At 37.5% G+C, this 22,471-nt stretch carries 14 protein-coding genes, 2 tRNA genes, 3 rRNA genes and 1 pseudogene; 6 read left to right on the top strand and 14 right to left on the bottom strand.

Annotated elements, in window-relative coordinates:
- Window positions 1–118 precede the first annotated feature (118 nt).
- Complete coding sequence (locus ACZZZA_RS07045) at window positions 119–409, top strand: GNAT family N-acetyltransferase (RefSeq protein WP_463430458.1); 291 nt, start codon at window positions 119–121, stop codon at window positions 407–409.
- Here ACZZZA_RS07045 and ACZZZA_RS07040 read toward each other — a convergent pair.
- The 5 genes from ACZZZA_RS07040 to smpB all read right to left on the bottom strand — a co-directional run bounded on the left by ACZZZA_RS07040 (window position 395) and on the right by smpB (window position 5,169).
- A complete protein-coding gene (locus tag ACZZZA_RS07040; RefSeq protein ID WP_463430457.1) occupies window positions 395–1,369 on the bottom strand; it encodes a glycosyltransferase family protein in 975 nt (324 codons plus the stop codon). The genes ACZZZA_RS07045 and ACZZZA_RS07040 overlap by 15 nt on opposite strands.
- A gap of 1 nt (window position 1,370) precedes the next feature.
- Window positions 1,371–2,195 (bottom strand): UDP-2,3-diacylglucosamine diphosphatase, encoded by an 825-nt coding sequence (locus ACZZZA_RS07035; RefSeq protein ID WP_463430456.1) that lies wholly within the window; start codon window positions 2,193–2,195, stop codon window positions 1,371–1,373.
- A gap of 126 nt (window positions 2,196–2,321) precedes the next feature.
- The gene (locus ACZZZA_RS07030; protein ID WP_463430455.1) at window positions 2,322–3,062 is read right to left on the bottom strand and encodes a YebC/PmpR family DNA-binding transcriptional regulator; all 741 of its coding nucleotides are present in this window, start codon (window positions 3,060–3,062) and stop codon (window positions 2,322–2,324) included.
- A gap of 95 nt (window positions 3,063–3,157) precedes the next feature.
- Entirely contained in the window at window positions 3,158–4,633 is a 1,476-nt protein-coding gene (locus ACZZZA_RS07025) for an OmpA family protein (protein WP_463430454.1), read from the bottom strand.
- 77 nt (window positions 4,634–4,710) lie between these two features.
- On the bottom strand, window positions 4,711–5,169 hold the full coding sequence (gene smpB, locus ACZZZA_RS07020) for an SsrA-binding protein SmpB (protein WP_463430453.1): 459 nt from the start codon (window positions 5,167–5,169) through the stop codon (window positions 4,711–4,713).
- A 115-nt stretch (window positions 5,170–5,284) separates the two neighbouring features.
- On the opposite strand from smpB, the gene ACZZZA_RS07015 reads away from it, so the two are divergent.
- Window positions 5,285–6,907: an ABC-F family ATP-binding cassette domain-containing protein gene (locus ACZZZA_RS07015; RefSeq protein ID WP_463430452.1), complete on the top strand. Its 1,623-nt coding sequence runs from the start codon at window positions 5,285–5,287 to the stop codon at window positions 6,905–6,907.
- A 617-nt stretch (window positions 6,908–7,524) separates the two neighbouring features.
- On the opposite strand, the gene rrf is transcribed toward ACZZZA_RS07015, so the two are convergent.
- The 7 genes from rrf to ACZZZA_RS06980 all read right to left on the bottom strand — a co-directional run bounded on the left by rrf (window position 7,525) and on the right by ACZZZA_RS06980 (window position 15,116).
- Window positions 7,525–7,632 (bottom strand): 5S ribosomal RNA (gene rrf, locus ACZZZA_RS07010).
- Between the two features lie 149 nt (window positions 7,633–7,781).
- Window positions 7,782–10,543: ribosomal RNA gene (locus ACZZZA_RS07005) — 23S ribosomal RNA — on the bottom strand.
- A gap of 203 nt (window positions 10,544–10,746) precedes the next feature.
- A tRNA-Ala gene (locus ACZZZA_RS07000) sits at window positions 10,747–10,820 on the bottom strand.
- A gap of 89 nt (window positions 10,821–10,909) precedes the next feature.
- A tRNA-Ile gene (locus tag ACZZZA_RS06995) sits at window positions 10,910–10,983 on the bottom strand.
- A 219-nt stretch (window positions 10,984–11,202) separates the two neighbouring features.
- Window positions 11,203–12,718, bottom strand: a 16S ribosomal RNA gene (locus ACZZZA_RS06990).
- Together the 16S, 23S and 5S rRNA genes with 2 tRNA genes alongside form the textbook arrangement of a ribosomal RNA operon.
- Before the next feature lie 845 nt (window positions 12,719–13,563).
- Window positions 13,564–14,373 (bottom strand): ferritin-like domain-containing protein, encoded by an 810-nt coding sequence (locus ACZZZA_RS06985; RefSeq protein ID WP_463430451.1) that lies wholly within the window; start codon window positions 14,371–14,373, stop codon window positions 13,564–13,566.
- A 26-nt stretch (window positions 14,374–14,399) separates the two neighbouring features.
- Complete coding sequence (locus ACZZZA_RS06980; protein WP_463430450.1) at window positions 14,400–15,116, bottom strand: ferritin-like domain-containing protein; 717 nt, start codon at window positions 15,114–15,116, stop codon at window positions 14,400–14,402.
- Window positions 15,117–15,331: 215 nt separating this feature from the next.
- On the opposite strand from ACZZZA_RS06980, the pseudogene recJ reads away from it, so the two are divergent.
- From recJ to ACZZZA_RS06965, 3 genes and pseudogenes are all read left to right on the top strand, one after another.
- Window positions 15,332–17,051 (top strand): annotated as a pseudogene (gene recJ / locus ACZZZA_RS06975) (single-stranded-DNA-specific exonuclease RecJ).
- A 111-nt stretch (window positions 17,052–17,162) separates the two neighbouring features.
- Entirely contained in the window at window positions 17,163–17,747 is a 585-nt protein-coding gene (nadD, locus tag ACZZZA_RS06970) for a nicotinate (nicotinamide) nucleotide adenylyltransferase (RefSeq protein WP_463430449.1), read from the top strand.
- Window positions 17,748–17,770: 23 nt separating this feature from the next.
- The gene (locus tag ACZZZA_RS06965; protein ID WP_463430448.1) at window positions 17,771–18,109 is read left to right on the top strand and encodes a DUF3817 domain-containing protein; all 339 of its coding nucleotides are present in this window, start codon (window positions 17,771–17,773) and stop codon (window positions 18,107–18,109) included.
- A gap of 45 nt (window positions 18,110–18,154) precedes the next feature.
- Here ACZZZA_RS06965 and ACZZZA_RS06960 read toward each other — a convergent pair whose 3' ends face one another.
- Together ACZZZA_RS06960 and ACZZZA_RS06955 are read right to left on the bottom strand one after the other, a co-directional pair.
- On the bottom strand, window positions 18,155–19,378 hold the full coding sequence (locus ACZZZA_RS06960; RefSeq protein WP_463430447.1) for a hypothetical protein: 1,224 nt from the start codon (window positions 19,376–19,378) through the stop codon (window positions 18,155–18,157).
- Window positions 19,378–19,911 carry a carboxypeptidase-like regulatory domain-containing protein gene (locus tag ACZZZA_RS06955; protein WP_463430446.1) on the bottom strand — a complete coding sequence of 178 codons (534 nt, stop codon included), beginning with the start codon at window positions 19,909–19,911 and terminating at the stop codon, window positions 19,378–19,380. The genes ACZZZA_RS06960 and ACZZZA_RS06955 overlap by 1 nt, the downstream gene beginning before the upstream one ends.
- A 284-nt stretch (window positions 19,912–20,195) precedes the next feature.
- On the opposite strand from ACZZZA_RS06955, the gene ACZZZA_RS06950 reads away from it, so the two are divergent.
- Window positions 20,196–22,466, top strand: coding sequence for a TonB-dependent receptor domain-containing protein (locus ACZZZA_RS06950; protein WP_463430445.1), 2,271 nt, complete (start codon window positions 20,196–20,198; stop codon window positions 22,464–22,466).
- Window positions 22,467–22,471 lie beyond the last annotated feature (5 nt).

The following is a 22,471-nucleotide window of genomic DNA, read 5'->3' as shown; positions in this document are numbered from 1 at the left end:
TATTAATGTCTTTCGGTGTAGAATTTGTATCTGTCTTTCCAAATCAAACTTATGAAATTACTCTGATTAATTTTGATTTGTAAGATTCGATAACATTTAAACAATAAAGAACATACATATGAAACTCGAAAATAATAAATCAGGAAATGGTGGCGTCATTACCATGAACAACGAAATAAAAGAAGTCGGAAGACTTACTTATACCATCTTCCCGGCTGATAATAAACTGATTATTTCATTTGTACTCGTTCATCCTGAATTTGAAGGTCGCGGAATGGGAAAATATCTGGTTGAAGAAGCCATCAAATTTGCAAGAGAAAATAAATGGAACGTCTATCCACACTGTTCATACGCAAGATCGGTGATGAGAAGAATGAGTAATGTGGAAGATATTTTACTTGAACGTTAAAACTTCATTTAAGATAATATCTTCAATATCATCAGGATAATTTACTTTAAAATGAATATCAGAATGTACCCAATTTCTAATTTCTTCAACATCAAGAATTTTAGAATTGGGAATTCCTATTTTATCTAAAGCGCAGGCATTACACTCTTGCTCGTATTGATTATGAATTGGAATGACGAACAATTTTTTATCCAGAAAAAGTGCTTCTGACGGTCCCTCAAATCCTGCGTTACACAAAATACCATCACAGTTTTCAAAACACTCTAAGAAATGAGTTTCATCAATCGGATAAATTTCAACATTACCTGTCTGACTGTGAAGATGAGTATACTTTGAAAAAACTTTCCATTCAACAGGAATCTGACCCAGAACTTTCGTGATATTTTCATCTGAAAAACTGGGAAGATAAACCACATAAAATCTTTTTTTTGTTGGGTTCAGGTTTCTGATTTTTCTTCTTATAACGGGTTTTTTGATTTTAGGATGATAATTTTCAAAATGAAAACCAATCTTATCTTTACTTGGACAATAATGTTCCAGTACAGATTCTCCCAAAAAACTTTTCCTGGCTGGTTTCGGCGTTTCTTTAAAACTCATGGAAGCTTGATGACTTAGTTCAAGCATTCTTAAATTTCTCAGCTTGCAAGCCCAGGCTGTCAAAGGTTCGTAATCATTAATAATTAGATCATAATGATTCAGCTCAATTTGCCGGATGGTATTGATCGCTTCCAGAAAATTATTTTTAAAAAGAATTTTTTTGTACGAAATTCCTCCTGTTTTATTATAGAGAAGAGAAACACCCCGATGTTTAAAATCTATTGGAAAATCGGTCTGTAACTGGGATTGATGACCACTGATGAGCGTATCAACAGAAGCATATTTTTTTAGGATAGGAATAATCTCCTGTGCTCTCGCAACGTGACCGTTTCCTGTTCCCTGAAAAGCATATAATATCTTCATGTTACGAAAATTGGGTTACTATTTTTAGAAGTTCAGAATTATTCATATCCTGAATCTCTTCCGTTTCATCATCTTTCAATAAATGCTGATGTTCTTCGTAATGAAAGATTTTCCATTCGCCATTGTTGTATTCTAAAGCAGAGAGGTTTTCAATCCAGTCGCCGGAATTTAAATATGTACAAGAACCTTTTTTAGTGACCACTTCACGAATTTGTGGCTGATGAATATGACCGCAAATCACGAAGTCGTATCCGTTATCAATGGCTAGTTCAGAAGCAGTCAATTCAAAATCACCAATATATTTTACAGCTTTCTTGACGTTATTTTTAATTTTTTTTGAAAATGAATATTTTTCTTTACCCATTTTATCTAAAAACCAGTTCACAACATTATTGATCACAATCAAAAGATCGTAGCCTTTTCCACCTAATTTTGCAATCCATTTTGAATGCTGAACAGAGGCGTCGAAAACATCACCGTGGAAAATCCAGGTTTTCTTTCCGTTCAACGTTACACAAAGTTTGTTGATTACTTTTAATTTACCCAATTCAAAATCGGTAAATTTTCTGAACATTTCATCATGATTGCCTGTGATGTAGTAAACATCGGTGGTTTTTGTGGCAAATGAAATAATTTTTTTGATGACTTTCAGATGAGGCTTAGGGAAGTAAGACTTTTTAAATTGCCAGATATCAATAATATCACCATTCAAAACCAATGTTTTCGGTTGAATAGAATTTAAATATCTCAACAATTCTTTAGCCTTACATCCGTAAGTTCCCAAATGTACATCCGAAATGACAACCAATTCAACGTTTCTTTTCATTTACAGATTGCTTTTTAACCCAATAAATCTTCCAATTCTGATTACTTATCAGGAATTCTCAGTTCACATGATTTTATGCAAAGAAACTACATGAAAATGAATTGTATATGAATGCTATATTATTTTTTATAATGATTCTAACAGTGCATCTGTTATTTCCATGTTGTGATACACATTCTGCACATCATCATCTTCCTCAAAACGGTCAAGCATTTTCATGTTTGCTTTAAACTGCTCTTCTGTAACTTCTTTGATTATGTTTGGAATTCTCTGTAGTTCTGCACTTTTCACCTCGATTCCTAATTCATCTAATTTATGAGATAAAGATCCAAAATCTTCAAATGCTGTGGTAATCATAACTTCTTCTTCATCTTTATCGATATCTTCTGCACCACCGTCGATCATTTCCATTTCGAAGTCATCCCAATCCATCTTGATTTGAGTCATATCAATACTGAAAATTCCTTTTCTGTCGAAGATGAAGGCTAATTCACCATTCTTACCTAAGTTACCGTCAAATTTATTGAAGATAGCTCTTACGTTGGCAACGGTTCTCGTGGTATTGTTGGTAGTACATTCTACAAAAAATGCTACACCGCCTTGTCCGTATCCTTCATAGTTGATTTCCTCATAGTTTTCTGCATCTGCACCGCTTGCTTTTTTGATGGCTCTTTCTACATTATCTTTAGGCATATTTGCACCTTTAGCATTCTGGATGCATCTTCTCAATGCAGGATTAGCTTCCGGATCAGGACCACCGGCTTTTACTGCTAAGGCAATATCTTTACCTATTTTAGAAAAAGTTTTGGCCATTTTATCCCAACGTGCCATTTTCGAAGCTTTTCTATATTCAAATGCTCTTCCCATTTTATATTTTAAATTTTCACAAAATTACTCAAAATCAACAACAAAAAAAATACCCCCAGAAAAATCTGGAGGTATTTATTATTTAGAAAAATTAATTATTTTCTTTTTTTAGCTGGAGCTTTTTTCTTAGCTGGAGCTTTTTTCACTGGAGCATCTTCGTAATCTCTTTTCTTGATTGCGTTCCACTCAGCAGCATCTTCAACAGCTTTTACAACAACTTTTCTGTCAACTTGTCTTTCAGCATCAGTTGCTTTTTCAGAAACAGTAGCTTTAGCTTCACCTACACCCACTGATTTAAGAGCGTTAGTATCTACACCTCTCGCATCTAAAGCAGCAACTACGGCAGCAGCTCTTTCTCTAGATAATTTCAAGTTGTAAGCTTCAGAACCTTTAGCATCAGTTCTACCTTCTAATAGATAGTTACCTCCTTCTTTCTTAATAATACCTGCTGCAGTATCTAATGCATTAGCAGATTCAGGTCTGATTGTAGCTTTGTTGAAGTCAAACAATACAGATTTAAAGTTTTCTTCTAAGTCTGTTGCAACAACTGTTTTAGGCTTAGGACATCCGTTGTATTCTGGAAGACCTGGAACAGTAGGACAAGCATCATCTTTGTCTAAGATACCGTCACCGTCTGTATCTGGCCAAGGACAACCATTGTTTTCTGCAGGACCTGCAACTGTAGGACAAGCATCATCTTTGTCGATAATACCATCTCCATCAGTATCTGGCCAAGGACAACCGTTGTTTTCAACCGGACCAGCAACATCTGGACACTGATCGTCTTTATCTGGAACTCCATCTCCGTCAGTATCAGGACATCCTTGGAATTCTGGTAATCCTGGAGTATCAGGACATAAATCGTCTTTATCTAAGATACCATCTTTATCTCTATCTCTGTTTCCGAATCTAAAGTTCAAAGAAGCAGAAGCTTGCCAAAAGTTAGCAACTGTAGACTTATCGCCAGGAGTTGAAACGTAATCTCCTTGTATACCAAGACCGAAGTTCTTAGTTAACCAGAAGTTAGCACCAGCTCCAGCAGCAACTGTAAAGAAGTTAGCTTTACCATTTTCGTTACCGTTTTCACCGTTATTAACACTTTCTCCTCTCCAGTCAGTTCTAGGGAAAGTAAGAGCAGTGTAATCATGTCTAAGATAGTTAGCACCTACTCTTAAATATGGATCAAACCAAGACTCTTCATTCCAGATAAGACCTGCAGCTTTAGCTTGGAAACCAAGACCAGTCATTAACATGAATTCTTTACCCATGTTGAATCTTTTGTTGTCAACGTTTCCAACTGTAGTTTGCCAGTCAATTACCAAACCTTTACCGATGTTTCTAGCAACAGTAAGTTTAGACAATGGTGGAGTGATTGAGAAGTTGTTCACGTTGAACATATTCTTCGTCAAATTTGAAGCAGAAAACGTGTTACTGAAGTTACCTGCCTGTGCTTTATGGTTCTCTGCATGAGCACCAACTCCGATCAACCACGGATTATTGGTAGTCTGAGCGAACACAGTAGAGGCAACAGTAAGCGCCAATGCTGAAATTCCTAATTTTAGATTTTTCATAGAATTAAATGATTAAATAATTGATATTGCAAAATAAATATAATTTTTCTTTATAAACAAAGTTTTCAGGATGATTTTTAACTTTTCTTTAATATTCTATCGAGGTTGCGTTTATTTTCTCTGTCTTTTATTGCTTCTCTTTTATCAAAAAGCTTTTTTCCTCTTCCCAACGCTATCAGCACTTTAGCTTTGCCGCTGTCGTTTATATATAATTTTAAAGGGATTATTGTATTTCCTGCATCTTTGAGTTTTTTTTCGAATTTTAACAATTCTCTTTTGTGCAACAGCAATTTTCGTTCCCTTTTTGTTTTGTGGTTATAAAACGTGCCTAGTTTATACTCATCAATCATCATATTAATAATGTACAATTCTCCGTCAATGAACTGACAGAAGGCATCGGTGATAGATGCTTTAGATGAGCGTAATGATTTTATTTCTGTTCCGGTAAGCACCATTCCAGCTTCCAATTCTTCAATAAATTCGTACTCAAAACGTGCCCTTTTATTTAATATTTTAACAGTTTTTTCAATCTTCATGATCTAAATTTTCATTCATGTAATATACAAAATTACATTCAGCAAAAACTTGGGTATTACAATATTATAATTACCCGATTTCTTTTCGTAATTTTGCGCCAAATTTACAAACAATATGTTAACAGTATCAAACTTATCTTTACAATTTGGGAAGAGAGTTCTTTTTGACGAAGTAAACATCATGTTTACAAAAGGAAACTGCTACGGTATCATCGGGGCAAATGGGGCAGGAAAGTCAACATTCCTTAAAATACTTACCGGAAAACAAGATCCAACCACAGGACACGTTTCTCTGGAACCAGGGAAAAGAATGTCAGTCTTGGAGCAGGATCACTTTGCATATGATCAATTTACTGTTTTAGAAGCTGTTTTAAGAGGAAATAAAAAATTATTTGAGATAAAAGAGGAGATGGACGCTTTGTACGCCAAAGAAGATTTCTCTGATGAAGACGGAATAAAAGCAGGTGAACTAGGCGTTGTCTATGACGAAATGGGTGGCTGGAACTCAGAATCTGATGCACAGACTATGCTTTCTAATGTAGGAATCAAAGACAGTATGCACTGGCAGATGATGAGCGAACTTGAGAATCAGGACAAAGTAAAAGTTCTATTGGCTCAGGCTCTTTTCGGAAATCCTGATGTATTGATCTTGGATGAACCTACCAATGACCTTGATATTGATACGATCGCCTGGTTAGAAGATTTCTTAGCTGATTATGAAAATACTGTGATTGTAGTTTCTCACGACCGTCACTTTTTAGATACGGTTTGTACGCACATCGGAGATTTAGATTATGCTAAATTGAATTTATACACAGGTAACTACTCTTTTTGGTATCAAGCTTCACAGCTAGCCACAAGACAAAGAGCTCAGGCGAACAAAAAAGCTGAAGAAAAGAAAAAAGAACTTCAGGATTTCATCGCAAGATTCAGTTCAAATGTTGCAAAAGCTAAACAGGCTACTGCAAGAAAGAAAATGATCGACAAATTGAACATTGATGATATTAAACCTTCTTCAAGAAGATACCCTGCAATCATTTTTGAAATGGAAAGAGAAGTTGGAGATCAGATTTTAGATGTTAAAGGGCTAGAAAAAACAAAAGACGGAGAATTATTGTTCTCAAATATAGATCTAAATCTTAAAAAAGGAGATAAAGTTGCCATCATTTCTAAAAACTCTCTGGCAATTACAGAATTTTTTGAAATTTTAGCAGGAAATACTCAAGCTGATAAAGGAAATGTTGCTTGGGGAGTTACTACCAACCAATCTCACATGCCTTTAGACAACACTTCTTTCTTTCAGGAAGACATTAATTTGGTTGACTGGTTAAGACAATTTACCAAAAACGATGAAGAGCGTCACGAAGAATTTATGAGAGGTTTCTTAGGAAGAATGCTATTCTCAGGTGATGAAGCTTTAAAATCTTGTAAAGTACTTTCCGGAGGTGAAAAAATGAGATGTATGTTCAGCAGAATGATGCTTCAGAAAGCTAACGTATTGCTATTAGATGAACCAACAAACCATTTAGATCTTGAGAGTATCACTACTTTGAACAACTCATTGTCAAACTTTAAAGGAAACTTACTTTTATCCTCTCATGACCATGAAATGCTTCAAACTGTATGTAATAGAATCGTAGAATTGACTCCAAAAGGAATTATCGACAGGGAAACTACTTACGACGAATATCTTGCAGATAAAAAGATCAAAGAATTAAGAGAAAAGATGTATTCTTAATTAGATTACATTCCACTTCCAGATATTATCAGGGTAGAACTTTCTATTCTGATTTTTTTTGTATTAATTTAGTAGATTATATATTAGATAGGAATATTAATATTTATACGGTTTATAAACAGTAAACCTTAAATGAATTATAAAAGGATTTTAACCGATTTCTTCTATTTTTTTTGTTTTGAGTTTCTCTTTCTTATTTATACCACGTTATATTTTTGATATGCTTGTGAACAAAAGAATGTTGTACAAAATTTTACAAACGGATGTTTTTTACTTTTATATAAATCTTTCTGTACAGCTATTTCTATTTTACATTCAGTTCAGACTTTTGTATGTAGCTTTCTATTTTCACTTTAAAGTTTTCTTGGATCTATTTTTGTAAACCGGTTTTTACTTTCTTTTCGGATATAAAAAGACTATATAACCATACTAAAATAAAAAACTCCCATACTATTGAGTATAGGACTTTTTTGGGATTTGCATTACTTAGTAATTGATTACATGTTATAACAAAAAAGACTCCTGTTTTTGAGTAGGAGTCTTTTTTTGGAGTGTATTGTTGAATGTATTGCATAAAAAAAGCTCCTCAATCTTTCGATTGAGGAGCTTTAAAAAAAAACTGGCGGCGACCTACTCTCCCGCTTTCGCAGTACCATCGGCGCTGGTGGGCTTAACTTCTGTGTTCGGAATGGGAACAGGTGAGCCCCACCGCTAAAACCACCCTAAAGGTTGTATATAAGATATCAGAGGATAGATTTCAGATTTCAGACTTTTTTAGTCTGTTATCTGATGTCTTATTTCTGACATCTGTTTTAAGCGATAAGAATATTCACAAAGAGAGAACCTTGATTGCGCAATTAAGCGATGCCAATTAGGCTATAAATCTACGGGTAATTAGTACTACTCGGCTATGCTGTTACCAACTTTACACCTGTAGCCTATCAACGTCGTCATCTCCAACGACCCTTAAAAGATGTCTCATCTTGAGGCGAGTTTCGCACTTATATGCTTTCAGTGCTTATCTCTTCCAAACGTAGCTACTCAGCGGTGCTCCTGGCGGAACAACTGATACACCAGAGGTTTGTTCAATTCGGTCCTCTCGTACTAGAATCAAGCCCTCTCAAACATCTAACGCCCGCAATAGATAGAGACCGAACTGTCTCACGACGTTCTGAACCCAGCTCGCGTGCCACTTTAATGGGCGAACAGCCCAACCCTTGGGGCCTTCTCCAGCCCCAGGATGTGACGAGCCGACATCGAGGTGCCGAACCTCCCCGTCGATGTGAGCTCTTGGGGGAGACTAGCCTGTTATCCCCGGAGTACCTTTTATCCTATGAGCGATGGCCCTTCCATACGGAACCACCGGATCACTATGTCCTGCTTTCGCACCTGATCGACTTGTAGGTCTCACAGTCAAGCACCCTTATGCCATTACACTCTACGCACGGTTACCAAGCGTGCTGAGGGTACCTTTGAAAGCCTCCGTTACTCTTTTGGAGGCGACCACCCCAGTCAAACTACCCACCACGCAATGTCCTTCTAAAAGAAGTTAGGCTCCAAGTAAGTAAAGGGTGGTATTTCAACGTTGACTCCACAAACACTAGCGTGCCTGCTTCAAAGTCTCCCACCTATCCTACACATTACTTACTCAAAGTCAATACGAAGTTATAGTAAAGGTTCACAGGGTCTTTTCGTCCCATTGCGGGTACTCGGCATCTTCACCGAGACTACAATTTCACAGAGCTCATGGTTGAGACAGTGCCCAGATCGTTACACCATTCGTGCAGGTCGGAACTTACCCGACAAGGAATTTCGCTACCTTAGGACCGTTATAGTTACGGCCGCCGTTTACTGGGGCTTCAGTCAAACGCTTCGCATTGCTGCTAACGCCCTTCCTTAACCTTCCAGCACCGGGCAGGTGTCAGACCCTATACAGCATCTTTCGATTTAGCAGAGTCCTGTGTTTTTGATAAACAGTCGCCTGGGCCTCTTCACTGCGGCCAACATTGCTGTTGGCGTCTCTTCTTCCGAAGTTACGAGACTATTTTGCCTAGTTCCTTAACCATGATTCACTCTAGCACCTTAGGATTCTCTCCTCGACTACCTGTGTCGGTTTTGGTACGGGTTGCTTCACTTCGGCTTTTCTTGGAAGCACTTTCCTTACAGCAACTTCGCCCGAAGGCTAGGTCTTGACTATTCCGTCAGTCTCCAGTAAGTACGGCACTCCGTCCCCTTTTTAGTGTGAGCAAGTATGGGAATATTAACCCATTGTCCATCCACTACCCCTTTCGGGTTCGCGTTAGGTCCCGACTAACCCTCAGCTGATTAGCATGGCTGAGGAAACCTTAGTCTTTCGGTGAGCGGGTTTCTCGCCCGCTTTATCGTTACTTATGCCTACATTTTCTTTTCTGTACGCTCCACAATAGCTCACGCTACTGCTTCTGTGCAAACAGAATGCTCCCCTACCAGATACAACCCGAGGTTGTAAATCCATAGCTTCGGTACTCTATTTATGCCCGATTATTATCCATGCCGGACCGCTCGACTAGTGAGCTGTTACGCACTCTTTAAATGAATGGCTGCTTCCAAGCCAACATCCTAGCTGTCAATGCAGTCCAACCGCGTTGCTTCAACTTAATAGAGATTTGGGGACCTTAGCTGTTGGTCTGGGTTCTTTCCCTCTCGGACACGGACCTTAGCACCCGCGCCCTCACTGCCGTGGAACATTTATTAGCATTCGGAGTTTGTCAGGAATTGGTAGGATTTGACTCCCCCGCATCCAATCAGTAGCTCTACCTCTAATAAACTTATACACGACGCTGCACCTAAATGCATTTCGGGGAGTACGAGCTATCTCCCAGTTTGATTGGCCTTTCACCCCTACCCACAGGTCATCCGAAGACTTTTCAACGTCAACCGGTTCGGTTCATCCACTTTGTGTTACCAAAGCTTCAACCTGCCCATGGGTAGATCACAAGGTTTCGCGTCTAATCCTACTAACTATACGCCCTATTCAGACTCGCTTTCGCTCCGGCTCCGGACCTGAAGTCCTTAACCTCGCTAGTAAAATTAACTCGTAGGCTCATTATGCAAAAGGCACGCCGTCACCCAACTTGTGGGCTCCGACCGCTTGTAGGCGTACGGTTTCAGGTTCTATTTCACCCTTCTATTCGAAGTGCTTTTCACCTTTCCTTCACAGTACTTGTTCACTATCGGTCTTTCAGGAGTATTTAGCCTTGGAGGATGAGTCCCCCCATATTCAGACAGGATTTCACGTGTCCCGCCCTACTCATTTATCATCTATGTATGCCTTTCAAATACGGGGCTATCACCCTCTATGGCTGTTCTTTCCAGAACATTCTTTTAAACATATAAAGACTTTTGGGCTAATCCGCGTTCGCTCGCCACTACTTACGGAATCTCTTCGATTTCTTTTCCTCCGGGTACTTAGATGTTTCAGTTCTCCGGGTTTGCTCTCCTTGCGGAGTGACTGGTCTTCAACCAGACGGGTTGCCCCATTCGGACATCTGCGGATCAATTCGTGTGTGCCGATCCCCGCAGCTTTTCGCAGCTTACCGCGTCCTTCTTCGCCTCTGAAAGCCTAGGCATCCGCCATACGCCCTTAACGATTTCTTTCCTAATTATTAATTAGTTCAGTATTTTTGTCTAATATTGCTATTAAACTATTTTGTAAACTCAAACGCTTAATTGCGCTCGGTTTTCTCTTTGTGATATTTTTACCGTTAATGTCAATGATCTTAATTCTTTCTGCTCGTCTGATAAATGGATATTTGTTTTGGCTCTATCCATCTTACTTTTAAATCAAACTCACAAAACTGTGGAGAATAAGGGAGTCGAACCCTTGACCTCCTGCGTGCAAGGCAGGCGCTCTAGCCAGCTGAGCTAATTCCCCCTCTAGTAGACTTCAGATGTCAGATTACAGACTCTAGACCTAAATGTCTCACGTCTCATATCTGATGTCTTCCCGTCTTTTACAATTAGTAGTCTCGGGCAGGCTCGAACTGCCGACCTCTACATTATCAGTGTAGCGCTCTAACCAGCTGAGCTACGAGACTTTGTTTAGATGTTAGATTTTAGACACTAGATGTTAGACTAATCTCTAACTTCTAATTTTCTAACCTCTATTTTCTAAATCTCTCCCTCTGATACTAATTTCTAGTGGGTTTTGTATTTTTATAATATAAGCAACCGAGTAAAAAACTAAAACGTCTTCTTTAAGTAAGTACATGATACATTTAAGTATCTTTTTTTGTTTATCGTCTAATGACGCTCTAAAATGAGATGTTCCAGCCGCACCTTCCGGTACGGCTACCTTGTTACGACTTAGCCCTAGTTACCTGTTTTACCCTAGGCAGCTCCTGTTACGGTCACCGACTTCAGGTACCCCAGACTTCCATGGCTTGACGGGCGGTGTGTACAAGGCCCGGGAACGTATTCACCGCGCCATGGCTGATGCGCGATTACTAGCGATTCCAGCTTCATAGAGTCGAGTTGCAGACTCCAATCCGAACTGAGACCGGCTTTCGAGATTTGCATCACATCGCTGTGTAGCTGCCCTCTGTACCGGCCATTGTATTACGTGTGTGGCCCAAGGCGTAAGGGCCGTGATGATTTGACGTCATCCCCACCTTCCTCTCTACTTGCGTAGGCAGTCTCACTAGAGTCCTCAACTTAATGCTAGCAACTAGTGACAGGGGTTGCGCTCGTTGCAGGACTTAACCTAACACCTCACGGCACGAGCTGACGACAACCATGCAGCACCTTGAAAATTGTCCGAAGAAAAGTCTATTTCTAAACCTGTCAATTCCCATTTAAGCCTTGGTAAGGTTCCTCGCGTATCATCGAATTAAACCACATAATCCACCGCTTGTGCGGCCCCCGTCAATTCCTTTGAGTTTCAATCTTGCGATCGTACTCCCCAGGTGGCTAACTTATCACTTTCGCTTAGTCTCTGAATCCGAAAACCCAAAAACGAGTTAGCATCGTTTACGGCGTGGACTACCAGGGTATCTAATCCTGTTCGCTCCCCACGCTTTCGTCCATCAGCGTCAGTTAAGACATGGTAACCTGCCTTCGCAATTGGTGTTCTAAGTAATATCTATGCATTTCACCGCTACACTACTTATTCCAGCTACCTCTACCTTACTCAAGACCCGCAGTATCAATGGCAGTTTCATAGTTAAGCTATGAGATTTCACCACTGACTTACGAGTCCGCCTACGGACCCTTTAAACCCAATAAATCCGGATAACGCTTGCACCCTCCGTATTACCGCGGCTGCTGGCACGGAGTTAGCCGGTGCTTATTCATACTGTACCTTCAGCTACTTACACGTAAGTAGGTTTATCCCAGTATAAAAGAAGTTTACAACCCATAAGGCCTTAGTCCTTCACGCGGGATGGCTGGATCAGGCTCTCACCCATTGTCCAATATTCCTCACTGCTGCCTCCCGTAGGAGTCTGGTCCGTGTCTCAGTACCAGTGTGGGGGATCACCCTCTCAGGCCCCCTAAAGATCATGGACTTGGTGAGCCGTTACCTCACCAACTATCTAATCTTGCGCGTGCCCATCTCTATCCACCGGAGTTTTCAATATCAACTGATGCCAGTTAATATATTATGGGGTATTAATCTTCCTTTCGAAAGGCTATCCCCCAGATAAAGGCAGGTTGCACACGTGTTCCGCACCCGTGCGCCGCTCTCAAAGTCCCGAAGGACTTCTACCGCTCGGCTTGCATGTGTTAGGCCTCCCGCTAGCGTTCATCCTGAGCCAGGATCAAACTCTCCATTGTATGTTTGTCTGACTCACTCAAAGTTATTGACGCTTTAGTCTTTTCCTTACTTGGTTGTTATATCTATGTTTCAATGATCTCTTCTCTTACGCTTCCTCAGCTACCCTTTTCTGTCGTTGGGCGTTGCCGTATTTGCGTGTGCAAAAGTAATAATTTATTTTGTCCTGACCAAATGTTTTTTGAAGAAATTTTAAAGTTTTTTAAGTAACCCTAAACACCCTCTTTCTAAACATCCAATCTACTACTCCTGCGCTCCCCGTATTGGGATTGCAAAGATACAAATCTTTTTCAACCTCACAAATTTTTATCGCTAAAAATTTATTAATAATTAAAAAGTTTTTCTCTCTTCTAAAGTAATATAAACTACAGCCCTAAAGCTCTCCTGCGCTACTGACATACTCTCGTTTTCAGTGGGGCAAAGATAGAAACTTTAACCCATCCAACCAAAAGAAGTTAACATAATGTTGATCTTTAATTCATATTTAAACCTAAAATACTGAAAATGTGTGAGAAAAATTTTAAAGAATGAAGGGTTGCAGATGGAACCGTTGATAAGAAGCTCGCAGAAATGAGACGTGCGAGTGGGAAACGCAAAGCGTGCATGGAAACGTATGGCGAAATTATATGACAAAACATTATATAAAGGCCTCCTCTCTAGCCCCGATCGCAACGGCATCCTTTTTGGCAGCGCAGCGGAGACCGCGTCAAAAAGATATAGTGAAGAGCGGGAAAAAGCTCCTAACAGAATTTACTTCAAATAGTGAAGAAATTTACTATCCTATATAATGAAAAAATCCTTTTCCGGAAATTACCGAAAAAGGATTAACTAACTATTTTAAATTGAATTAATCAATAAATAAACTAGCAATTGCTGTAGCTTCAGCTCCTGTTAAGATTTCATCATAAGCTGCAGAACCTGCTGCTGCTCCGAAAGCTGTTGCTGTATTGAAACCGGCTTGCATTGTAACATCTTCTCCATTATATACTGCGTTAGTTGCTGCAGGCATATTTCCTCCGTTTGCTAATTCGATCCATCCTTTGTTAGCACGCATTCTACGAACCATAGAAGCATGTCTTGCTTCTACAGAGTGAATTTGTAAAGCTGCCTGTAGTACTGCACCATTTGACATTACATTTCCTGCCTGTCCTTTGTAAGCTCTTACCCCTGTATCTTCAAAAGCCTGTGCTAATGTAAGAAACTGCTGATAGTTGGTAAATGGTGTGAAAGCACCGTTTGCTGTAAAATCAAAAGTTGGTTTTGCAACCGGTGCTGTTCCTAAAGATGTCAATGTACTTTTAAGGAAAGTAACGTGAGCTGCTTCGTGTTTTGAAATCTGAAGAAAAACCGTTCTGTCTCCTGTAGGAATTAAACCTGCCGTATTAAGACCGATTCTGTAAAATTCGTCTTCTAAGTATTCCAAAGTTAATGCTAATTGAAGAGCATCCGTTAATGCACTTTTCATTGCTAAAGTCGGTTCTGTTGTAGTTTCAGCTTTGGCAGAAGTTGCCATGAAGCTTCCCAATCCTAATGGTATTGCTGCTACTGCCGCTTTTGTACCAAATGATTTAATATCTGAAAGATTATCTAGTCTAGACGTTTGTTTCGTGAAAAAAGAATCGTCAGCCAATTTATCTAATAATTTTAGTATGTTCATAATAATAGATTTTTGAAATGAATAATTTAATTAATGCCTCTTTCTTTCCAAGTAAATGGAGTTTTAATAAATCCTCCAGCTGCTGCGATAACATCTTTCGGTTCTTTTGCAACATCAAGACCAGTTACAGGATCTACAACATCATCTCCTGCGAAAGCACTACTCAATGGAGTTGGACTAATTAAATCTCTAATTGCTGATGCATGTCTTGCTTCCACAGAAACAATTTTACCTGCCAATACAAGATAAGTAGGGTTAGTAATATATTTACCTGCCGCATTATAAGCAGCAACACCGGTATCTTCTAAAGCTTTTGCAGTAGCAAGTACAGAATTTCTATCATTAAAGTTTACATTAGGATATTGAAATTCAAGAGTTGGCAATACATTAGGTGTTGCACCTGTGATGGCAGCCTTAAAGAAATCTCTGTGAATAACCTCATGATGATACAAATCTGTAAGAACTTCTTTTTCAGCATTTGAAATTCCTGCATAGAAGTTATTAACTACTTTCGTGTAGAAATCGGCTTCTAACTGCTCCAGAGCGTAAGCGTAGTTAAGAACACCTACATCACCCATACCCAGGTCAAAAATTTTATTATCATTATACTCAAAATCATCATCATCGCAACCTACAAGGGTAAGTCCTGCAACGGCAATACCAATGCCGCTTAGTTTTAGAAAGTTTCGTCTGCTGGTATCCAGAGTAGCTCCCTGGTTAGAAACATTAATAGGTTTTTTCATAATATTATTTTTATAAAGGTTTAGTACTTTAATGATATCTACGATAATAGTTTTGGTTTGGTTTTCATAATGTGCAAAAAAATCAAATATTTATAAAATAAATTACTTAAAATACCTTAAAACACTGAAAATAAAATAAATGAAAATGAATGTGTGGCAATAATGAAGATCATGATCTGCTGGTTTTTAAATAAAAAATTCCTTATTTTTGTGAAATGAGTCAAAAATGGATTTACAAGCCCGAACCTGATGAAGAAACTGTTGACGGATTAAGTTCGTCTCTCGGTTTTGGAACTTTTGAATCCAAACTATTGGTTCTTAGAGGAATTGACAATTATCAGAAAGCGCGTGAATTCTTTAAACCCAATATGCAGGATATCCACAATCCTTTTTTAATGGCAGATATGCAAAAAGCTGTTGAGCGAATTGCCACAGCCATTGAAAACGGTGAAAAAATAATGGTTTACGGCGATTATGATGTGGATGGAACCACTGCCGTTGCACTTACCTATCTGTATTTAAGAAAAATAGTTCAAAAAAAATATTTAGACTTTTATATTCCTGACAGAAACTCTGAAGGATACGGAATTTCCACCGAAGGTATTGATTATGCCAAAGAAAATGGTTTTTCACTGATTATCGCCCTAGACTGTGGAATCAAGGCAATTGACATGATCAATTATGCAAAAGAAAAACAAGTAGATTTCATCATTTGCGATCACCATCTTCCGGGAGATGAAATACCTGATGCAGTTGCCGTTTTAGATCCGAAAAGAAATGACTGTCGCTACCCTTTCAAAGAACTTTCAGGCTGCGGAGTCGGTTTTAAATTATGTCAAGGACTTAATACGATTTACAAAATTCCCGAAACAGAATTATTTGAACTGACCGATTTACTCGCTATTTCTATTGCCGCAGATATTGTTTCCATGACTGGCGAAAACCGGGTTTTAGCAAAAATGGGACTTAAAGTTCTCCGGAAAACCCGCAATCTCGGATTAAGACTTCTGATCCCAGAAGATAAATTATCACACTTTGAAATTTCAAACATCGTTTTCGAAATTGCTCCTAAAATAAATGCTGCAGGAAGAATTTCCCACGGAAAAGCGGCTGTAGAACTGATGGTTTCTGATAATCTGAAACACGCTCAGCAAATTGTAGGCGATATTATGAATCTGAATGACGAAAGACGTGAGCTCGATATGAACTCTACCCTTTCTGCATTAAATCAAGTAATCGAATCTCAACAGGAGACTAAATATTCCACGATTGTGTATCATCCGGAATGGAATAAGGGCGTGATTGGAATTGTCGCATCACGACTGACTGAAACCTATTATAAACCTACTTTGGTTTTCACCGATGGAAATAATGGTGAAATGGTAGCTTCAGCAAGATCTATTTCAGATTTTGATGTGCACGAAGCATTAGATATCTGTTCGGAATATTTTCTGAAATTTGGCGGGCATCATGCAGCGGCAGGACTTTCAATGGAGAAGAGTAAATTTGAAGATTTTAAAATAAAATTTGAAAAAACGGTTGCCGAAAAAATTAAGGATCATCAAAAGGAGCCTTCTATCACGATAGATTCTAATGTGGAAGCCGATGAGATCAACAGAGATTTTATCAATTTCCATCGAAAACTGGCGACCTTTCGGGCCTCAGAATATGAAACCTAATTTGGTTTTGAAAAATCAGAAAATTGCCGGTTACCTAAAAACGATGGGGAAAGATAATAACCACCTCAAATTTTACATCAAACAAGAATCTACCGGAAGAAATATTGAATGTGTAGGTTTTAAGCTTGGACAATTTGCTGATGATTTTAGAAATAAATCTTTTGATATCGCTTTCACTTTAGAAGAAAATCACTGGAAGGGCAATGTAACACATTATCTGAATATAAAAGATGTGAAATTTATAGAAGGTGAATAAGTGAATTTTCCTTTTGAAGAGAATGGTGAATTTAAAATTACCTTTTAAATAAATATTTTAAAATTGACATGTGTAGTAATTGATCTGCAGAGCAAAATTGACAATTAAACAATGAAAAAAATCGGTTTATTTTTCGGGTCTTTCAATCCTATTCATATCGGTCATTTGATTTTGGCAAATTATATTCTTGAGAATTCGGATATGAATGAATTATGGTTTGTGGTAAGTCCGCAAAATCCTTTTAAAGAAAAAAAATCTCTTTTGAATGATCATAACCGTTTGGATATGGTACAACTTGCCGTAAAAAATTATCCTCAAATGAGGGCTTCCAATGTAGAATTTTCTTTACCCACTCCCAGTTATACAGTGGATACTTTGACGTATCTCAAAGAAAAACATCCTGAATATTCTTTCAGTCTGATTATGGGAGAAGATAACCTCAGCAGTTTTCACAAATGGAAAAATTCGGATATTTTAATTAAAAATCATCACATCATTGTTTACCCGAGAGTTTTTGAGGGAGAGAAAAAAGATTCTGAATATCTGCATCACGAAAATATTTCTATCATTAAAGCTCCAGTGATTGAATTGTCTGCAACTGAGATTCGCTCAATGATCAAAGAAGGTAAAAACGTAAGACCTATGCTTCCTCCGGAGGTGTTTGAATATCTGGATGGGAGTAGTTTTTATAAGTAGTTGTTAGTCAAAATTAAATCAATATGGAATTCTTTGAAAATTTTTTCGCAAAATATCCTCAGGAAAAAGTCATTAAATGGTTTAAGCAAATCTGTATGGCAGAAGCTATTTCTTGGTTTTTTTTATTTACTGCGATGATCTGGATTCGTGTTGATCCTGAAGGTATTTTACCTATTATTTACATAAGCACAATAGGAAGTATCCACGGATTATTTTTTACGCTGTATCTCATCTTTTTGCCTGCAATAAGAAAAATTTATGCCTGGGATGATGAAGATTCTGTTTTCGCATTAATCTCTGCATTCTTTCCTTTTGCTACAATTTGGATTGATAAAAAACTGGCTCGTTTCGACAGAGAATAAAAAAAGAGGCTTTTTTTGAAGCCTCTTTTTATTGAAATTTTATATTTAATTATCTCGAATAACGTGTCCTGTCACACTCAATGTATGTGAACCTGTAGAATTGGTATACGTTCCGTTGATTGTAAAATCAATGTATTGTCCTATCGCGCCGTAATTGCTTATTTGCAGCGTAAGATTATTTCCGTTAGCACTTATATATCCTCCCGAAGATTCTAAACTAAAATTTGAAGTATAAGTACCTACCGCAGATGGGTTTTGAGAGCTAAAATTAAAACTTCCTGTTGCATTTTGTGAACCTACATTTAATCCTCCAGTTCCGATTGGAGTTTGTAAATTTCCAATAGCATTGATGGGAGAAATAAAATATTTAATTGCTTGCGCATCTGTTTGACTTGTAATAAACTCTGTGGCAGCCGTACAAACAGTAAGATTACCCAAATTAGTTGTAGGAGCAGCTGCGGTAAAATTAATATCTCCTGTTGTTTGAAGATTTGCGAAATCGGCACCAGAAAATGTTAACTGCTGACTTGATGCACAACTTAAGACATTAAAAGAAAAACTTCCGTTAGTTACTTGTGTGGAATAATAAGTAGAAAAATAATTTGTGCCTGAAGTATACGATAAATAGGCAAGTCCGTTTGTCACATTATTGCCAGAACAATCCTTAAGAGTACCTGTAATTGTTATTGTATTACTCAAACTCTGCGAAATTGTAATTGCAGGAAGTATATTGGTAGAATTATTTGCAAAAGGGCCAATATTATTGGTGACAATTACATTATTACAAGCGTCATAAATTCTCATAATTAAATTTTCGCCAGCTGGTATAATTCCCGATGCGTTTCCGTTTCCATCTGTTGTGGCAGAACTGGAAGACTGGTTTTGTCTAAATATTTTTACATTGACGTTGGTCAAAGGTTGTGCAGCAGAGTTCTGAATATGAACTTTCAAAATACATTGTGGAAATTGCACATCGCAATTCCACCAAGAAAAGTGACTTACATTTCCTACATAAGCATTTCCAACCTTCGTCGCAGAACCTTCTTCCTGCCAAATCCCTGTAGTTTCGTTGAAAGACCATAAAGGTATGGTTGCAGGAGCTGTTGACGTTTGACTTGCATCAATTGCGACCGTCATCTCGGCTGTATGATTGTTTGCAATCTGAAGATTTTGTCCGGCAGCACCCGTCAACTGTACATGCAACATTCCAAAAGTCTCCATTATTCGAGCATTTCCTGCTGCGTTGTTTGCAAGAAGAGATCCGGGCATCAACTCTTTAAATACTGGTCTGAAGGTTTTAAATGAAACAGGGCTACATTTACGTTTCCAGTGTATGCATTTCCATTTGAGTCTTTGAAGCTGCCGTCAAATTTTACTTTGGTTCCATTCGGTAACGAAACAGTTGCTGTCACTCCTGAAGCGATCGTGGATGTGTTGGTGGCAGGAATCATCATGATATTGATTCTGTTGCTTCCGCTGGTAGGAACCATGGTGCGAGAACCATTCACAAAACCGGCTTTCGTCACTTTTACGTAAGCGAAGTTTTCTTTTACATCGGCATTTTTAATTGCAAAAATACCTTTAGAATTAGTTTGTACCGTTGTCGAACCAATGGTAACCGATGCACCCGAAATAGGAGTTCCGTTTGTTGCTAAAACTAAACCGTGGAAATTTCTTTGTGTCGAATTTCCAAAATTAAAGTTTGTTTCCTGATTTTCCTGATTTTCGAGATCGATAAAAGAATCGCTTTTACATGATACGAGAAGTAGAATAATCATTAATAATGAGTAAAGTTTTGTCATAAATTATTATTTTTTTTGTGAATTTAAAATTACTCAAAAAAAAGTGAATTCAAATATTATATTTTTTAATGTAACAAAACAGTTCATTAAGTTGTCTAATTATCTAGAAAGTCAAAGTAATAAAAATTTTTAAATAAAATTTTAGTAACTAACATTCAGTAAGTTATAATTCAAACTAAATTATTTTTACTACTTTGTATTGCATGATACTAAATTTATTACATATCTTTGCAATGTTCAATAATGACAAATACAAGCATCTATAAACTATTAAACTTAAGATCATGAAAACGCCACTTCTTATCGCCGCTATATTTTTTACCGGATTGACATTTGCTCAGGAAAAAAAATCAGACTCAGTAAAAACTACAAAAATTGAAGAAGTTGTACTGAAGAAACAGGTTTTCAAAAAACAAAGCGACCGTTTTGTGTACGATGTTGCCGCTTCGCCAGTTACCAAAGGAAATACAACGTTTGACTTGTTAAGACAAACTCCCCTACTTTCTACAACAGATGATAAAACATTAAAAATTGCAGGGAAAAACAATGCGTTAATCTACATTAACGGAAGAAAAACCAATATGGATGCTGAGTCTCTTACTCAATTCCTTAAAAACACACCTGCAGAAAATATTCAGAAAATAGAAGTAATTACCGTTCCCGGAAGTGAGTTCCAGGTAGAATCTTCAGATGGTATCATCAACATTATTTTGAAGAAGAAAATGAGTGATGGCACAAGCGGAAACATGAGAATGTCTAATTCGCAGAACAAATACAATTCAAGCCAAGCCAGTTTTTCTGTCAATTACAGAAAAGACAAATTGGGTATCAGTGGAAATTTGAGTGGTGGTGAAAACATTCAGGCTCAAAGCTATATTTTAAAAAATGGAATAGGAAATGTAAAAAACGAATCTGTAGGAACTATTGACGATCCCAATAAAAATATCGGCGGGTATCTTAATTTTGACTATCTGCTGAATGATAATCAAAATTTAGCTTTATCTTGGAATTCTTGGGCAAATAAAAGTTATGATTCTTCGATTGATTTATTGAATACTTTAACCCAGCCTAATCAGAACGGTATTTTAGGGATTACTCAGACAAAAACCAGAAACAGAGAAAACGCAAGAAATTATAACAATTCTGTCAATTTAAATTACGAATTAAAAACTGATTCTCTGGGAAGTAAGCTGAATGTGAATGCTGCATATCTTCATTACAGGAGATTCCAGTATTCTGACAACAGTACATTGCTTCCTGATAACATAGGCACATTTGCCAGAAAACGAATCACTATCATACAAGATATTCCGCAGATCATTAATAACTTTTCGGGTACGGTAGATTATATCCAGAAATTCAAAAATAATTTTACAGCTTCTGTTGGTGGAAATTTAAACAAAACAAAAACCGACAACGATACAAAAAATTATAGTTATCTGTTTGTAGATCAATCAGGAAATGATATTCCGAATGTGCAGCCTTCACTAGATTTTAATCATTTTGTATATGACGAAAGTATTTATGGTTTGTATCTGACTCTTGAGAAGAAATTCTCAGATAAATTTTCAGGAAAAATCGGTGCAAGATATGAGATCACAAACAGTTTGGGAACTGCTGATAGCCCAACAAACATTAATCCCGAACAAAAACAGCAGAGAATTGAAAGAAATTACAATAATCTATTGCCTTACTTGAGCTTCAATTACGCCATCAATGATAAGAATAACATTTCTTATGCATTCTCGAGCAGAATGAGAAGACCGAGTTTTTGGGAGCTTAATCCGGTAAAAAATTATATTACCGAAAACAATTATACTCAGAATAATCCTTTTGTAAAAGCATCTTCCATATATAATCAGGAATTGACTTACATGTATAAAAATTCTTACTTTTTAATCTTAAATCATTCCTTATTTAAGGATCAGATCACACAGGTTCCTTTACAGAGAGAGTATATGGAAAATAATATTAAAAAAGTACAGCTTGCTTACATCAGAACCAATTTCGGTACGAAACAGGAAATGTCTGCAATGTTGGGAATTCAGAAATCATTTTTTAATCAATATCTCACCACTAATTTCAATATAGGACTTCAGCGTAATGTGAATGATGGTTTTTTGAATACTGATCCTACAACAGGACAAGTCTTTGACGATTATGTAAATACAACAAAATCGACCAGTATCCTGATACAAACCAATAATACTATTCGCCTGGATGAAAAGAAAACCTGGTTTTTAGGTATAAATTATTTCTATGTAAACAAACAGCAAATTGAATTAGGAATGCTGAAAGATCTCATGAGTTTAGACCTCAGCATCAAGAAAAACTGGAATGACTGGACATTTGCACTCAATCTTAATGATGTCTTGAGAACTAATATTGTAGAGATTGAAGATTTTCAGGATGGCGGTAACTACAACTATATCAGAAACGATCAATACAAACAAGGTGGAACTTTCAGCATCACGTACAACTTCGGAAACCAGAAAGTGAAAAAAGTAAGAGATATCGAAGGGGCATCAGATGCCATTAAAAACAGAACGAGATAAAAAAT

Source organism: Chryseobacterium sp. AC405b, from assembly GCF_979258685.1.
Note: the sequence above shows the minus strand (reverse complement) of the source record. Positions and strands in the feature narration are given on the sequence as shown.